The sequence below is a fragment of the Flavobacterium sp. FlaQc-48 genome, from assembly GCF_044007335.1.
Classification (GTDB): domain Bacteria; phylum Bacteroidota; class Bacteroidia; order Flavobacteriales; family Flavobacteriaceae; genus Flavobacterium.
On record NZ_JBIPCR010000002.1, the window covers coordinates 383297 to 399072 of the forward strand.

Annotated in this window: 15 protein-coding genes; 11 read left to right on the forward strand and 4 right to left on the reverse strand. The window is 35.3% G+C overall.

Going from position 1 to position 15776, the window contains the following annotated elements; genetic code table 11:
* The first annotated feature begins 1585 nt into the window (after positions 1 to 1585).
* The 8 genes from ACHRWY_RS04805 (at position 1586) to ACHRWY_RS04840 (ending at position 7712) form a co-directional block, all read left to right on the forward strand.
* On the forward strand, positions 1586 to 2104 hold the full coding sequence (locus ACHRWY_RS04805; RefSeq protein ID WP_395353042.1) for a hypothetical protein: 519 nt from the start codon (positions 1586 to 1588) through the stop codon (positions 2102 to 2104).
* Between the two features lie 157 nt (positions 2105 to 2261).
* A complete protein-coding gene (locus ACHRWY_RS04810) occupies positions 2262 to 3104 on the forward strand; it encodes a tetratricopeptide repeat protein (RefSeq protein ID WP_395353044.1) in 843 nt (280 codons plus the stop codon).
* 203 nt (positions 3105 to 3307) lie between these two features.
* Entirely contained in the window at positions 3308 to 3598 is a 291-nt protein-coding gene (locus tag ACHRWY_RS04815; RefSeq protein ID WP_395353046.1) for a hypothetical protein, read from the forward strand.
* A 116-nt stretch (positions 3599 to 3714) separates the two neighbouring features.
* The gene (locus tag ACHRWY_RS04820; protein WP_395353048.1) at positions 3715 to 4164 is read left to right on the forward strand and encodes a hypothetical protein; all 450 of its coding nucleotides are present in this window, start codon (positions 3715 to 3717) and stop codon (positions 4162 to 4164) included.
* 200 nt (positions 4165 to 4364) lie between these two features.
* On the forward strand, positions 4365 to 4793 hold the full coding sequence (locus tag ACHRWY_RS04825; RefSeq protein ID WP_395353050.1) for a hypothetical protein: 429 nt from the start codon (positions 4365 to 4367) through the stop codon (positions 4791 to 4793).
* 389 nt (positions 4794 to 5182) lie between these two features.
* Positions 5183 to 5626 (forward strand): hypothetical protein, encoded by a 444-nt coding sequence (locus tag ACHRWY_RS04830; RefSeq protein ID WP_395353052.1) that lies wholly within the window; start codon positions 5183 to 5185, stop codon positions 5624 to 5626.
* A gap of 618 nt (positions 5627 to 6244) precedes the next feature.
* Positions 6245 to 6496 (forward strand): helix-turn-helix domain-containing protein, encoded by a 252-nt coding sequence (locus tag ACHRWY_RS04835; RefSeq protein WP_395353053.1) that lies wholly within the window; start codon positions 6245 to 6247, stop codon positions 6494 to 6496.
* A gap of 127 nt (positions 6497 to 6623) precedes the next feature.
* A complete protein-coding gene (locus ACHRWY_RS04840) occupies positions 6624 to 7712 on the forward strand; it encodes a helix-turn-helix domain-containing protein (RefSeq protein WP_395353055.1) in 1089 nt (362 codons plus the stop codon).
* A 62-nt stretch (positions 7713 to 7774) separates the two neighbouring features.
* Here the strand turns inward: ACHRWY_RS04840 and ACHRWY_RS04845 are convergent, their stop codons facing one another.
* Complete coding sequence (locus ACHRWY_RS04845; protein ID WP_395353057.1) at positions 7775 to 9091, reverse strand: aspartyl protease family protein; 1317 nt, start codon at positions 9089 to 9091, stop codon at positions 7775 to 7777.
* 185 nt (positions 9092 to 9276) lie between these two features.
* Between ACHRWY_RS04845 and ACHRWY_RS04850 the strand changes: the two genes are divergently transcribed.
* From ACHRWY_RS04850 to ACHRWY_RS04860, 3 genes are all read left to right on the forward strand, one after another.
* The gene (locus ACHRWY_RS04850; RefSeq protein ID WP_395353059.1) at positions 9277 to 10689 is read left to right on the forward strand and encodes a hypothetical protein; all 1413 of its coding nucleotides are present in this window, start codon (positions 9277 to 9279) and stop codon (positions 10687 to 10689) included.
* Between the two features lie 208 nt (positions 10690 to 10897).
* Positions 10898 to 11650 (forward strand): NAD(P)H-binding protein, encoded by a 753-nt coding sequence (locus ACHRWY_RS04855; RefSeq protein WP_395353061.1) that lies wholly within the window; start codon positions 10898 to 10900, stop codon positions 11648 to 11650.
* Between the two features lie 212 nt (positions 11651 to 11862).
* Positions 11863 to 13179 (forward strand): S41 family peptidase, encoded by a 1317-nt coding sequence (locus ACHRWY_RS04860; RefSeq protein ID WP_395353063.1) that lies wholly within the window; start codon positions 11863 to 11865, stop codon positions 13177 to 13179.
* A 381-nt stretch (positions 13180 to 13560) separates the two neighbouring features.
* Here the strand turns inward: ACHRWY_RS04860 and ACHRWY_RS04865 are convergent, their stop codons facing one another.
* The 3 genes from ACHRWY_RS04865 to ACHRWY_RS04875 form a co-directional block, all read right to left on the reverse strand.
* Positions 13561 to 13881: a DUF6965 family protein gene (locus ACHRWY_RS04865; RefSeq protein WP_395353065.1), complete on the reverse strand. Its 321-nt coding sequence runs from the start codon at positions 13879 to 13881 to the stop codon at positions 13561 to 13563.
* Between the two features lie 410 nt (positions 13882 to 14291).
* Complete coding sequence (locus ACHRWY_RS04870) at positions 14292 to 14933, reverse strand: hypothetical protein (RefSeq protein ID WP_395353067.1); 642 nt, start codon at positions 14931 to 14933, stop codon at positions 14292 to 14294.
* Between the two features lie 151 nt (positions 14934 to 15084).
* Positions 15085 to 15336: a hypothetical protein gene (locus tag ACHRWY_RS04875; protein ID WP_395353069.1), complete on the reverse strand. Its 252-nt coding sequence runs from the start codon at positions 15334 to 15336 to the stop codon at positions 15085 to 15087.
* Positions 15337 to 15776 lie beyond the last annotated feature (440 nt).

Genomic DNA, 15776 nt, shown 5'->3' on the forward strand with positions numbered 1-15776 from the left:
TGGCGCAGGCTTTGAAATCCGTACCAGGGCCCAAGAAAACATGCAACCAGCGAGTTTATTTTTTTGTTTTCCAATCCTTCCTGCGCAATGATTATAATTCGTATCGGGGTAAGTCTGCGTAACCAAAAAGGCAATGTTCAGATTTCGCCAATCGGATATGGATCCAGGTTGGTTATCTAGAAGCGGCTGGCCATTCTTTCAAAGTAGCAGCGGTTGTGTATCTTCAGTGCTTTTAGTGCTCTTTTTTGCCAATTTATTAAGGATCTAAAAAGTCTAAGCTGCAGATAAGGGCGCATACCCAGAATGTAGCTGCTATTGCGGCTATCAATATGGCTACCCCCGATATACTTCCAGGGAATATTCCCAAGACTATTGCCCATCCTACTGAGGCAATTGACATAGCATAAAGGGCGATAGCCAGTAAAATCATAAGTACTAAAGGTCGTCCGGTGACCGCTCTATTCTCCCGGGCATAGCCCGCCGATCTGTCAATTGACTGTTAAAGAGCGTTCCTGCTTTAGTTTTACCGCCATGCGCACAGATAGGCTTCAATTGGGGGCTGTGGCATAATTGTACACAGTGGCGGTAAATAGGCCTAAAGCTCTTTGGAGAAAGGGTATGTTTAGTATAAATATCGGTTTCATTTTGAAGTATTTCAATTTTTCAACTTATCTATTACAAAGACAATTGCAATTATGCTAAAAGGGCACAGGGTAAAAGCAGTCCGGTCAAATCAAAGCTATTTTGCGCTGTACCATTATTTTTAAATTTCATTTCGGTTTTATATTTTTTTGTTTTTTAAAGAGCCCGCATAATTAAAAAGTCATAGTAGCTTGTTTTTTCTATCCTGAGGCATTAAATAATTTGGTTTAAAACAATTAAATTATCCTGTTTCAAAAGTAGCTTTTAAAGCATAAGCTGCGCTAAAATAGTAGTACACAAATGATAGACAAATTGGAGCTTTGGATAGAAATTAAGTGGACAAAATAATTTTTTAGCGTTGGGGGTAGGAATCTGCCTGCGGGTCAAAAACGGCCGTTGAAGCTCCTGGCTGTTTTTAAAGGGCATTCTTAAGCAGGTGAATCCCGTTCTGATCATAGGATGGATCATTGCGGCGGACCAGCGCTTGACTTGATAAAATAATTGAATATGAAACTTTTTACAGACATCATTTATCCTTTTTACGGACAATTACAGAATAGTTCTAGATGTTAATGTACTAATATTTTTTTGAGTTTGATGGTAACGTTCCCACAAATTGGTAACGTTCCCAGTGTTTAAGGACGGTTTAAAATTTACCTAATTTCCTTATAATATTATACATTTGGCCAACAAAACCTGAATCAAGCTTTTAGTTGTGAGTAATTTAAAAGTGAGATCCAAAATTAAAAACGTTTTCAGAAACGTTTCAGTGAATAATTTTTTAGTTTTTCATGTGGAGAAAAATTAGACATATAGTTTTAGTTAGCCTGACCAACTAGATACTTACGAGATAGGGCCCCAATTTAGGGTAAATAAGTCTGACATCATCAGATATATATAAAGTTACCACAAATTTTAACACCAGATTGAACAAGAATATATAATGAAAAAAATATCCAAGTTAGTATTAATCGTATTTATTTCTATATTTTTAAGTGTAATTTATGGGATTACTCGCGATTTCATAACTGCAAAAATTTCTCCTGAATTTTACACAAAATTTCTCTTTTTTAACTTTGGAATTTTAGATGACTATGAAAGAACGTTTAGTGGGAATTGGACTTTTGCTTTAATATGGGTTGGATTTTTCTCAACTTGGTGGTTTGGTCTTTTAGCGGGACTAATTCTCGGAATAGTCGGAATGAAATACAGCGACGAAAATCAAATGCTGAATGAAGAGTTGAAATCTATATTTATCGTTATCGGAATTACAATTATCTTCGGATTTGTAGGATATGGAATTGCGGAATTAAATCCATCAGAAACTATTAAGAATTATAATTTTCCATTTAGAATTGAACATAAAGCGGAATTTAATAAAGTGTCAAAAATCCATAATTTTTCAAATTTCGGAGGAATTGTTGGATTGATAATCGGAACATTTAACCTAATAAAAAACTGATGGTAACAGCAAATACAACGGATTTGTGTAATTGGCTTAATGTAGATTTGGTTTTGTATTTGGGAGAATTCATAAATCCGAAGGATGGGCTAAATTTAGTCCCAAACCCGGTGTAGTCAGAACGAACGTTACCAGCCATTTTAAAACCAAAGTATATATGAAAAACATTATTTTAATTATTACAGTTTTTACAACCTTTTATTGTGTTGGTCAAGATAAATTAAACTTCAACACAAAATTTATTCAAAGTGAAGACAAATGGATAGCTTTTCCAGTAGATTCCAGTGGTTCGTACATCTTTGGTTTTATATATATAGATTCGCAGGCAGGATTAACATTTGACTATTCTGGTTCTTTTAAAATTGACAGTAATGGTAAGTTTCTTCTCAAAAAGAAAGACAAGGAAAGTTCGGTTAAACACAGATTAAAACCCAATAAAACCTTAGTGGCAATTATTCCGGAATCTCATTTTACTGAATTGGAAGTTTCAGAATTCCCTGAATGGCTCAAATATTACAAACAAGATGAAAATACTATTGAGCGGTTATATAAATTGGGGTATTTGTATAATGGTTGGGAAGAATGCGCCAAAGCGTTGGATTTTTTGGATAAGGCAAAAAAAATTAATCCTAACTACAAAGGACTTAAAGTTGAATTGGCTTTTTCATATAATTGTTTAGGCCGATATCAAAACGCAATTGATATTCTAAAAACTGCAATTAAACTCGAGCCAAATAATGCTTATGTTTTCAAAGAACTGATTTATTCCCAAATACATAATAATCAACTAGATGATGCAATAACTACTTATGATAGAATAGTTAAGGAACTTACTGATAAAACTTACAATCCTGAAAATGCTTATAATATATTAGGAGAATACTTCCGCCAAAAGAATTTAATAAAATTCAACCAGTGGATAAGTAAAACACAAATCGATAAAGACAAACGATTTGGTCCTTATGTTGAAAAGTTGAAAGAAGAATTAGATAAGAAATAAAAGCGGCTGGTAAGAGCTACTCTTGTGGACGGGAAATCCATATCCGAATTCTATTTCTGACTTTAGGTCTGAATAAAATAAGCTCCAGATTTCTCTGAAGCCTTGTCTTAGTAACGGGAACAGTAGTTGAATCTTCCATGAATATTTCTAAAAAATCGTCTTAAGTTTGTTTGGCAAATAAATATTCACATCAAAATATATATATGAGTTTTTTTAAACCTTTTAAGCTTGGTATTTTAATAGCTGTATTATCATACATATCATTGAATTCAATAATTATTTTTAATAACTATCGATACAAAAAAGAACTTTCTGCTTTTGATTTAAATTCAGACGGTTTTTTTACTGAAAATGAAATATCAGTGCAACAGAAAAAAGCAATGGAAAGAGTTTCAAATGATACAGCTAGAAATTTTGCTCCGTTTTTATTAATTCCTGTATCAGCGCTGTTTGGCTACGTTGGTTATAGAATTAAAAGACAAAACAGCAAATAATAAGGTCTTATACAGAAATTTTAACTTGGAATTGCAACGAAAATTGGTTGTAAATAAATTGTAGTCCCAAATTCCGTAAAAGCAAAAATTTATCTACAAAAAATTAATGAAGGCACATGGAAAATAGTAAAAAAAATAAAGTTTACACAGGAAATTGTCTCACAACATTTAGAGGAATATTGCTTATGTTATTTTTTGCTTTTGTATGCTTCTATTTTATACATGGTCTTTTATCAGGCAGTGCAGCAGGCTGGGTAGGATTCCCGATTTTTTTTGTTTTATTTTCAGTTTTAACTTTCTCAATGAATTATTTTATTTTGACTCATAAAAAACTTATTGCTAAAAATCCTATCTGGTTTTGGAGAATAACAGAAATTGACTTTAGCTCAATTACTAGTGTATCTATCGTTCAACCTCCAAAAACGGCAATTTCGCTGGAGGTAAGAATGGAGAGCTCAACAAAATTTATACCTGCATGTAGTTTAAGAGACAATACCTGGAAAGAATTGAAAGCACATTTGATTAAAGAGAACCTTGTATTATATGATAAAGTAGGCTTTGATTAAATTGTTTTTTATTGATGGTGTATCTTGATTAAAATTGTACATGAGTAAAAATAATAATGTGATCCTTTTAAATCTTATATCTAATTGAGAAGGTTTAATACAGTTTCGAACCTAAACTTCTTAAAACCGTATTTGCTTGTTTTTTGCTTTCAAAAGCACCACGTGCCACGATTTTGCCACAAAACTTCGTCTAGTGAATATTGTTAAAAACCGCCTTAACTTTTTGCGGCAAAAAAGGTATCCACTCCAAGGGGTGTAAGAGCGTAAAAACCACAACAACAAACATTATTTCAAAAGATACTCCAACAGTCTCAAAATATCAAAAACTAAGGACATTTAAGGGTACAATTAATGACACATTATCCTATGTAAGAACTTCAATAATCAATAGGAAGAGTGAATATGTAGGTACAGAGCTAAAGGTTTTATTAAACGATTTAGAGCTGCCTATAAATAATTATTTAACAGGTTCTTCTAATTTAATAGGTATAAGCCCCACTTTAAGCCTTAAATTTTATCCTAAAAATGTTGTAGAATTAAAAAAACAGGCCAGAATAGACCCCGTTATTCTAGTGATTATATGGGAAACACCACTACCTAAAAGGTGTTGTACTTCCTATGCTAGTTAAGAATAAAGGTATTTGGACTAATGACGAAAAAGAATATTATGGCAAACAAATAGTAAAGGATATACTCTTAACTGATTATAAATTTCAATAAATCCAGTCCACTAGTTAATAGATATATGAATTTTACGCCTGTAAAACATTTTAACGTACATGATGAATATTAGGTCTTTCATAAAATCAAAAATTAGGGTCTTAATAGCGGCCCTAATTCTTAATTTTACTTCTCTTATAATGTTCTCATTTATTTTTGAACCTGATAAAAAAATAAGAAAAGTAGTTCTGGTAACTAATTAGCAAGTTAGTTTTGAATAAACCACTACTGAAAATGAAAAAAAGTATTTTTCATAGTACTAATTGTTTTGATTTCCTGTAAATCAAAACAAGAGATTTTGAATTCTAAAGAAGAAACAACTAAGAACTCGAAATATAATAATCCAAATTATGAACCTTTGGATAAATTTGAAGGAGATACGCTAAAATACCTACAAACCAATTTTTTAATAAAAAGTAAAGATTTTTATAAGGGCAAACCTCTAAGCATTTTACTAAATGATTTGGAAATTGAGGTAAAAGCTTATTCAGGTGCAGCTGGCTGGGATTTAAATTATAGTAAAAGTTTATCATTAAATTGTTATACCAGAAAACAAAAAAAACTTAAAATAAAGGAAAAAAAGAATCCGCTTGTTTTAATTGTTGATTGGGAGGTACCATTGCCTCAAGAAAAAGTCGTTGAATTACTTCGCAAAAATGATGTACGTTGGACAGAGGAAGAAAAAAAATATTATGGGCAACACATCATTAAAGATATAGAAATGGTTATTCCCAATTATTAACAAGATTACGAGCATGAAGCAGTATTACCCTGTTAGCGTTTAGTACGCTAACCGGATTTTAATCATAGGACTTTATTTAGCTTGTGGCTGTTGAAAACGTAATTTAGATTGCGGGCTTGTATTTAATATTATTTTTCAGGAGCTCTTCCCGCTATGCGTTGCAAATTTTTGGGACGAACACCGGTACAAAAGGATTTTCACTGCACACGAGCGAAGCGATCGGGACTCTACCACAAAGCCCCCATTTTGTCTTGAAGACTGCACATTCAAACCCAATTGACGTACTTCCGATCAATACTTAGCTTTCTCTTTTTTAAATACCTTATCTCCTAATTTTTGTATAAATTAATTATTTCTTTTGTCAGAAAATTACGAAATAATTTAAACATTGGACCTTGTCTTCCAGCTTTGCTATAAAAATGGAAAAATTGCTTAAGAAGAAAGGTTTTCAATTTATTATGGAACACATTGAAATTTTGTTTCTTTTGTCAAAAAGTAAAGATTTTAGGTATATAAATTTTGATTCTTATCTGTCCCTACGGATTATAAAAATGACCGGCTTGCTGAGATTTTTAATATGTAAAGACACATTGCAAAAAGAAAATATCCCTTGAGCAAATGGCTAGAATTGCCAATCTCACACCTTCATCTTTCTGTAGAATGTTTAAGACAAAAACAAAGAAACCTTGTGCGGAATATCTCAATGAAATTAGGATTTCAAATGCATGTAAATATCTAATTGAAACTGATTTAGGTATTTGTGATAGCGCCTATGAGTGTTGTTATAAAACAGGTTCAAACTTCAATAAGCTCTTCAATAAGTTAATGGGCATAACACCCAGGGAATACCGAAAAAAAGCTTTAGTCTGAATTTGGGTACCCTTATTGCTGCAATAAATTAATAATAACTGCCTAAGATTTTTTTTAATCTTTAATTCTGCATGTACAATCAGGATATTTTTTAATTTTATTGCTGTTTTGAAAAAAGGATAAGGTTATGAATGGTTTTTTAATGTGCTTTTCTGCCGGAGGATGTTTCCTGCTTGGTTTTCTTTTGTTATTCCATCCATTAGGTCAAAATTTGACTGCCAACAGGTGGCTAGCCGTTTTTGTGTCGATTATGGGGACCGCATTTCTGGGGATTTATTTTAAAAATACCGCATTTAGCAGTCTTCAGTTTATGCTGCCGCCCTGTATTTATCTGAGCACGATTTATTTTGTCCAACCCATCAGGGTATTTAAAAACAAAGATGGACTTCATTTTCTGCCTTTTCTGATCTGTGTGCTTTTACAGCTCATTTGGAAAGTAAAAGGTATGGATTTCATGATTGTTCCGCTCTTTGCAATCGGAAATTTCATTTTTTTTATCCGTGATCTGCTGCCCTTACAGTTCCTGGCTTATATTATTGTGTCTTATCGTGCTCTGACGGTTCATAGAAGGAATTTAAAACAAATAACTGCTGCTGTGAAAGAAATAGGTTTGGACTGGCTGGGATATTTTCTGCTGATCCTGAGTGTTATTTCTCTTTTTTGGTTAAACGATGCGCTCTTTGGTGTTCTTTTTTTATTAAAGGTAATGCCTGTGATTTATACCGGATCCATTTTTTTTCTGGCTTATTTTTCCATCAGGCAGGACGCTGTTTTTGCTTTTAATAAAACAGAATTGAAAGAGATTGCGGTTTTATTAGATCAAACCTTGCCTGATACCCCGCCAAAAGTGCCAAGGCTAAATGATCAGGAGTTTGCAGTATCCCTGGCAAAATTAAGCCAGCTCATGGAGGAAGATCAAATTTTCCTGAACAATGATCTTAGTCTTGCGGACCTGGCGGATCGTTTAGCCTTAAGCATTCATGATACCTCTTACCTGATCAATACCCATACTAAGGGCAATTTCTATAACTTCATCAACCAGCTCAGGGTAGAACAAGCCAAAAATATGCTTCTGGACGGCCGAATGGAAGAGCTAAGTATGATAGGTATTGCATTTGGGTCAGGGTTTAACTCTAAAACAGCTTTTAATACCGCTTTTAAAAAATACACCGGCTATTCGCCAACCGCTTATATGAAAGCGCATAAAAAGAATTAATATGCCGGGGTGGATAATGAGCATTTTCCCTGCGTCGTATAGTTTTAAGGTCATCTGCAAATTTATTGTTTGCTTCTCTGTGGTCGGGGTAGTTTTCTTAAGAGATACTGCTTGAAATACAATATTAAACCAATGGCTAGAATAGCAAAGCCAATGGCTGTAATACTCAATATTTTTTTCCAGTTTAATGGAGTAAATCGTGTATGGAGAAGATGGTTGGGTTTGATATAAATTTTACCATTTGGATAATCAATCAAGACATTAAAACGTTTCAAAACAGCATTGCCAATGATGCCTTCTTTTTGATAATGACCAGACTTTCCCAGATTAAACTGGACCGGAACATCTTCAAGAATAAATCCGGCCAGATTCAGTCCGGGCAAGACGGCAGTTTGAACCTTATTGACAGTTGAACCCGTCCCAATGATTTGAGGATACCCTGTAATCTCTAAGCGATGCTGCAAATCGTATTTTTGAGTAAAGTCCCCGCTGATTGCAACTGTTAAACTCCCGCCGGTATCCAATAAAAACCAGCCGCTGCCGATTTGCTTTCCATTTTGCAGAGAAGCTTTCACAAATGTACCATCCGGGCCATGCTGTGTGGGAAGCTTTGAATAGGATGAGGCTATATTGGGTAATTTTTCATGCAGGATTAACAGTCCTTTATCATAATCGATTTCCACGATTTTATCCTCAAAAATATTAAAACCAACGACCCCATCTGCATTAAGCCAGCCTTTGTAATCATAAAAGAGCATGGGGAGTTCCTTCCAGTGGAGCTTACCTAATTCGAGGCTATTGCTACTACTGGTTTTTTCAGTTGAAAACCCGCCAACGCCGCGATTTTCAGTAGTTCCATCAAGAATGACTTTTGATTTAGGCAAGCCTTTATCGGTAAGTATAAACACATTGGCACCTGTGTCAAATATAAGATCAAGCTGCTTAGAGTGGTTTATACTTCCTTTGATGTGGATATAATGGTCTGGCCCAAGTGTAAAGGGTACGGTATCTGCAATATTAACTTTCCTGGAAGTCTCATTTTTGATTGCAGATTGAAATACCGTAGACAATTGGGCATAACAAGTATCTTTTTTCCTCAATAAAACTTTGAAATTATAGCGTCTCCCCGGCGATACCTTAAAAGCGATACTGTCTATATCGGTATAAAAAACTACAGTCCTGGTTTGGTTGGCTTTGTTAATGTGATAAACTACCGGCTTTAGTGTGGTACTTAAATGATCCCAATATCGGGTCAGAGGACTATTTCCGTCCCTCATGGATATCTTTTCTGAATTTGCCCTAAGCAGCGGTAAAGATTGCGAAAATGCAAAGTATGTGCTAGAGAATAATCCAATGCTTATAAATAAAGACTTTATCATATTATACATTATATTGAGTTGCTGGCTGTTCTTGAATTTTTCGAATCTGAATTGGGAGGCTTGTTCGAAATTACAAATTATATAACAACCTGCTAGATACAATATCCAGAAGTATGTTCGGATGGATAAATTCGAACAGACGGAGCTGGTCTGCAAGATAAATTTGCATAAAAATCAACAATGTTATGAAACGTAAACTTTTGCTCTGTTATGTAATCGCCGTGTCTTTTATAAATACGCCCCATAGTTATTCCTGTACAATCTTTATGGCAAATGATGGACAAAATGTGTGGATAGGCAACAATGAAGATGAAGCGCCTGACAAAGAATACCGAATGTGGTTTTATCCTGCACAAAATGCAGATAATGGTTATATGATATGGACAGAGCTTGCCATTGGTAAGCTGTTTTACGGACTGATGTATATGAATCCTCAAGGGGGATTAAATCAGTACGGCCTTTTTATGGACTATACCGCTATTGACCAAATTCCCATTACAAAAGACCCCAAAAAGGAAAACAGAAAAAAACAGGTAGTGACCGACATTCTGAAAAAATGTAAAACAGTTGATGAGGCCCTTAGGTTTATAAGTAAATACAATTTAGTTAACCTTAAAGGAGCTCAGCTCTTTCTAGGGGATGCCTCAGGCAATTACGCAACTGTGACAGGAGGTTATATCATAGGAAAAACAACTTCAAATTTTGCACTGACCAATTATTCGATAAATAATGGTCATAGAGAGGCATGCTGGCGCAGAGATATTGCCGATCAGCTTTTGGACAAAAAGGAATCTTACGGCCTGGGCAATATTGAAAACATCCTTTATAAAACAGCTCAAAAAAGACCCAGTAATATAATTACCAACTTTTCGATGGCCGTTGACTTGAAAACTCAGAAGCTCTATATGTATCGCAAAAATGATTTTACTGTAAAGGCGGTAATTTCCTTACGCCAGGAATTAGTTAAAGGCAGGCACCATAAAGAACTGGCTGCGTATTTTCCTGAAAACATCGTGCCGATCGTAAATAAAAAATACGCCCAGAAAGGAATTGATGCCGCAATTCAAAAATACAAAGAGTTAAGAAGTGATACTACAGGAAAGTATAACTTTAAAAGCAAGGATATTATCACAATGACCATTCCCTGGATTGAAAAAGGAAATCAGAAGGGAGCCATCAAATTTTTAGAAATGCTAAAACAATATGATACTACCCAAGCAGATCTTTACACCTGGCTTGGAGTGGCTTACAGAAAAGACAACAATATTGCCCAGAGTGATCAAAATTTTAAAATGGCGCTGTCTTTGAATCCTGAGGACTATCTGGCTAATTTATGGGCCAGGCAGGAAAATGGAAGAGTTACCTTTAAAATGAATGATTTTCAGGGAGCTGAGCAAGTTTCTATCCTTGGTGATTTTACCCAATGGAAGCTCGCCGCAATGAAAAAAGAAAACGGCCTGTGGATATATGAAATGGTATTGCCCAAAGGCCAGTACAATTATAAGTTTCTGGTAAACAAAGAATACCTCGCCGATCAGATCAACCTGATGTACACCGGCACAGGACCCAATATATTCTCTAAACTTTATGTGTGGTGACAGGATTTTAAAATTACTGTGCCCGCTCTGCGAAATCTCCGGACTTTGTAGAAAGGAATCCAGTCCATGACGCAAATTTTTTTAATGGTATCAAGGTCTTTTTTTATGGATAAGAAAAAATGAGGGTGATTTCCCAGAGCATTACAGCTTATAGTCTAGGGCCGTAAAAAGTAATTTATTAAACCTTTTTTTGAATAAAAGATAGAACATGAAAGTATTGATAGTGGGGGCTAGCGGCTCAACAGGAAAATTATTGACAGAACACTTATTAAGTCTAGGTCATAGCGTGAGGATAATGGTTCGTGTGACAAGCACCATTCCTAATGCATGGGATCACAATGACATGATCAACATTTTAAGGGTAGGCGCTATTGAAGATATAAGTACAAGGGAGCTGGCCAAACAGCTTAAAGAATGTCAGGCAGTAGTATCCTGTCTCGGCCATAATCCTACTTTTAGGGGGATTTATGGAAAACCCCGACAACTTGTTAGCGATACTGTTGAACTGCTTTGCAGGTCAATTATTGAAAATTATCCAGAAAAACCGATGAAGTTTGTCTTGATGAATACAGCAGGAAACAGGAACCCGGACCTAAATGAGCCTATTTCCTTTATGGAGAAAATCGCGATAGGTCTGATTCGATTACTGCTGCCGCCACAATCCGATAATGAAAAGGCAGCAGAATATTTAAGGGTAAAAATAGGGCAAAAAAATCCTTTTATTGAGTGGGTTGTGGTACGGCCTGACAGTTTAAAAAACCATGTAAAGGGGAGCGCTTATTCGCTACATCGCTCCCCTGTAAGAAGTGCACTGTTTGATTCAGGACAAACAAGTCGCATCAATGTAGCGCACTTTATGTCCCAGTTAATCATAAATGACACTCTTTGGAATAGTTGGAAAGGGCAGATGCCGATAATTTACAACCATGAAGAAAGTGAAAAGAAATTCTCTGGGGCTTAAATATTTCTAAAAAACTTTTATATAATCTTGAAATTGTTTTCCCTAGACATTGCAACTGGCTATGACGAGCAATTATTGGCCATTCTTCACCAATTTTTGAACTTTATAGTTTAAAGCTCTTTGGACGCTTTAAAAAGCCTTAATAGACAAGGAGAAGAGATTGAAGATAAACGTTGATTTTTCCATAATTTTAATATAACCCACATGCTAACATGACTAATTTTTTAAAACTAATTTTCACATTCTGGGGTTGCAGCCTCACAGCGGCTGCCCAAAATCCGGCAGTCCCGTTGACATATCAGGAGAAAAAACAAGTGATCGACTCCGTAGCCAAAAAGCTTACCAATATTTACATCTATCCAGAAGTAGCTAAAAAGATGGCCTCGGTGCTTTTGGCTAATTACAAAAGAGGTGATTACGATGCCATTAGTGAACCCTCACAATTTGCCGGTAAGCTTGCAGCCAACTTACTGGAGGTTTCGAGCGATCGACATATTAATGTGACCTTTGATCCGTCTTGGGTGGAGGCCAGCAAAAAAGCAGAGAGTAAAAAAGATAGTCTGGAGCTTCTCGCCCGGGACTTCCCCAACGCACGTTCGGATAATTTTGGGTTCAGGAAATTGACCATTTTAGAGGGTAATATAGGCTATCTGAACCTCACCAGATTTTATGACCCGGGAATTGGCGGCGAAACGGCAACCTCGGCCATGAACTTCCTTAGTAACACTGATGCACTTATCATCGATCTGCGCCAAAATGAGGGAGGCCGCGCAGATATGGTCCAGCTACTTTCCAGTTATTTTTTTGATCAAGACCCCGTCATGATTACAGACATCTATTCAAGAGAAGATAACCAGCACAGACAGGATTGGACATTGCCGTATCTACCGGGAAGGCGAATGCCCGAGAAACCTTTATATCTTTTGGTCGGCAAAGGGACCTTTTCGGCAGCAGAAAGCTTAAGTTATTTTTTGAAGAACCGCAAGCGTGCTGTATTGATTGGACAACCAACAGGTGGAGGAGCCCACCCCGTGCAACATAAAATGCTAACCGATCGGTTTTCCATATTCATTCCCTATGCCCTGTCGATAGATCCAATAACAAAAACAGACTGGGAAGGAAGTGGTGTTATACCAAACATTAGCGTACCCGAGAAAGAAGCTCTGCTCTTTGCACATATGGCTGCATTGGAAGAATTACTGAAGAACCAAAGCCATAATATCAGCACCATATGGGCGCTGGAAATGCTAAAGGCCCGACTCAATCCCGTTGTGGTACCACAAACCCTTCTGAAATCTTACACTGGCAGCTACGGTGCTGCTAAAAGAAAGCTCACTTATGAAAAGGGAAAGCTTTATGTTGAACGCGCCGGAGAGCCTAAGTATGAATTAATCCCGATCACTTGTGATACCTTCCATATTCCCGAGACTCCTTACTTACGAATAAAGATAAACCTTGAAAATGGAAAAGCCGTCAGTTTAACTAGACAGTACAATGAAGGTACGAGTATCAAAGATCTAAAAAATTAGTTTAACTTTTAAACAAAAAAATATGACAAAATTCATCCTTGCATTAATCTTATTATTACTTTCCCTATGCGGTGAGCTGCCTGTTCAAAAAAAGGAAAGGACAATTAAGCAGGATCGTACCAAATCCATGGTCGTGTTACTGGGAGTATTTCGTTTTTCGGGTTAGCCAATAGATGTTAAAAACATCCAAAATGATTTAAAGGACATTATGGAGCCAATGGTCATCCAAGATTAAAAATATGACCTTCAGAACGATACCACTGCGGTTTGCACTCTGCTGAAATTCTAACCGCCCCCATCGGAGGCGGGGTAGAATAATATAACTATAAAGTAAGAAGGATAAAATGTAAAGGTAAAAAAGCGTCCTTTTAGGGCTTTGATTTAAGGCTGCTGGGTTTGATCCTCTTCTTTGGGCTGTTGTGAGGCGCGTCTTACCAGCATATAAAAGTCTTTGAGGTGCCACCAGGCAGGGCACATCTCAAGGTCTCCTTTGTAATGGTGTATAGTGGAGTAACAGCTTTTAAGGAAAACCTTTGAATCGGTGATTTTCGCCCAGGGCTTCCAGTCTACTTCTGCAGGCGGGGGAGTGGCTTCAAAATAGCGTTTTATTTCATCGGGGGTCATGGGGCAAGGGGCCGGGGGGATAGTATCAGGTATTTTTGTGGTTTTGGGGATGGTTTTTTTGAGTGTATTGATACTCATGGGGTTGGTGGGGAGGATTATATTTTCTTCTTGTATAACTGCATTTATTTGCCCTTGCAAATCTTTTTAGAATTCATAACGAGTTGATCGCTTATGTTTTGGACTACTGTTTTTTAGGAGCTTCTCCCGCTATACGTTCCAATCTATGCGCCGGAACCCCCGGTGCATAGGATTTCTACTTCTATCGGGGCTAGGATCTGAAACAGATCCAATTTGTCTTGGAGACTGCACATTCAAACCCAATTGCTGTACTTCTTATCAATATTTTGTTTTTGTTTTTTTTTAAAATACGTTATCTCATAATTTTCGTATAAATTAATTATTGCTTTCATATAAGTGGAATAATGAATAATGTAATAGGTTAATCATAAATTATATAAATACAAAGACAATAACTTACGAATTAAGGATTAATTTTTAAACTCAAGCATGCCCCAGGTTTTCTGAATAATATCCTCAACGTTGTCTATTTCTTTTTTGTTGTAGAAATATAATACTTCAGCACGGTAGACATCGTTTTTATGAATAAGTACTTTTTTACAATAAGGATATTTTTCGAGATATGGATATAGAATTTTCATATTGTAGATGTAACCATTATCAGCATTTAATCTCTTCAAATTTGTTGTATCAATTTTTATAGGGATTGATACAGACGAATCTGCCTCTGTAATTAAGTATGGCATTAAGTCATTAACTTCTTGCGATTTAGGAAACAATTTTTTTAATAATTCGTTGGGTTTTCTGATTTTTATGAGTGAAAAAGCAATTATGATATCATTCTTTTTATTCTTAATGCTATACAGCAATAGAGATTGGAGATATTTTGGTGAAGGGTCGTAATTTTGCACCGAATCAAGTCCACAGTAATTTTCAGGCTGGGAGAAAGTTAGTTGACCTTCCTCTAAGAAGTATTTGAATGTTTTGTCTAAGGACTTTTTTTGCGCATTACCAAACGTTGAAAAGAAAAAAAACAAAAAGAAAAGCGGTGTAAATTTTTTTAGCATTAAGAAAGTATTAATAATCGTTATTCTAAACTTTTGTAGCTGCATGGATTAAGATTTATAACAAAAAGCATTAAAAAATCAACGTAGTGTTTGCTATTAACTTTTAAATTTTAGCATTTCCCAGTTTTTTTGAATAATCTCATCTACTATCTTATCTTCCTCTTTTTTGGTATAAAAACACAATATTTTGGCATTACTAACATTGTCTTTGTGTGTAAGTATTTTTTTTACAAAATCTATATTTATTCAAATAAGGATAAACAATTTTCATGTTGTAGATATACCCATTATCGGCATTTAACTTCTTTAAATTGTTGTCATCAATTTTTACGGGGATCGATAAAGAGGAATCTACTTCTGTAATCAAATAAGGCATTATGTTATTAACTTCTTGAGCTTTAGGGGAAATTTTTTTTAATAATTCATTTGGCTCTCTAATTGTGGACATTGTAAAAGCAATTATGATGTCATTTTGTTTGTTTTTAATGCTATAAAATAATGATGAATGGAGATATTCTGGGGAGGGGTCATAATTTTGTAAAGAGTCGAGGCTGAAATAAGATTTAGGCTTACAAAAAGTCAACTTGTCTATTTCCAGGTGGTGTTTAAACATTTTATCAAATGTTTTTTTTTGCGCATTTATAAAAGGTGAACAGAAAAAAAACAAGAGTAAAGGGACGGTGATTTTTTTTAACATTGCTAAAGTATTAATTACTAATAGTGACTGTTGTAAAGAGAATAGCCTATATAAATTACATTGGTTATATAGCATCAGTGCAAACTTCCTGATATGAGCCATTAATAATTTGATTCTGATTATAAAAAAATATATCAAAGAAAAACCAATTGCACAAGAATACCTGAACTGATGTACTAAGCTCTTTATTA

Coding starts and splice junctions, on each gene's coding strand:
- ACHRWY_RS04805 (WP_395353042.1), top strand. CDS start 1,586: ATGAAAAAAATATCCAAGTTAGTATTAATCGTATTTATTTCTATATTT.
- ACHRWY_RS04810 (WP_395353044.1), top strand. CDS start 2,262: ATGAAAAACATTATTTTAATTATTACAGTTTTTACAACCTTTTATTGT.
- ACHRWY_RS04815 (WP_395353046.1), top strand. CDS start 3,308: ATGAGTTTTTTTAAACCTTTTAAGCTTGGTATTTTAATAGCTGTATTA.
- ACHRWY_RS04820 (WP_395353048.1), top strand. CDS start 3,715: ATGGAAAATAGTAAAAAAAATAAAGTTTACACAGGAAATTGTCTCACA.
- ACHRWY_RS04835 (WP_395353053.1), top strand. CDS start 6,245: ATGGCTAGAATTGCCAATCTCACACCTTCATCTTTCTGTAGAATGTTT.
- ACHRWY_RS04840 (WP_395353055.1), top strand. CDS start 6,624: ATGAATGGTTTTTTAATGTGCTTTTCTGCCGGAGGATGTTTCCTGCTT.
- ACHRWY_RS04845 (WP_395353057.1), bottom strand. CDS start 9,091: ATGATAAAGTCTTTATTTATAAGCATTGGATTATTCTCTAGCACATAC.
- ACHRWY_RS04850 (WP_395353059.1), top strand. CDS start 9,277: ATGAAACGTAAACTTTTGCTCTGTTATGTAATCGCCGTGTCTTTTATA.
- ACHRWY_RS04855 (WP_395353061.1), top strand. CDS start 10,898: ATGAAAGTATTGATAGTGGGGGCTAGCGGCTCAACAGGAAAATTATTG.
- ACHRWY_RS04860 (WP_395353063.1), top strand. CDS start 11,863: ATGACTAATTTTTTAAAACTAATTTTCACATTCTGGGGTTGCAGCCTC.
- ACHRWY_RS04865 (WP_395353065.1), bottom strand. CDS start 13,881: ATGAGTATCAATACACTCAAAAAAACCATCCCCAAAACCACAAAAATA.
- ACHRWY_RS04870 (WP_395353067.1), bottom strand. CDS start 14,933: ATGCAGCTACAAAAGTTTAGAATAACGATTATTAATACTTTCTTAATG.
- ACHRWY_RS04875 (WP_395353069.1), bottom strand. CDS start 15,336: ATGTCCACAATTAGAGAGCCAAATGAATTATTAAAAAAAATTTCCCCT.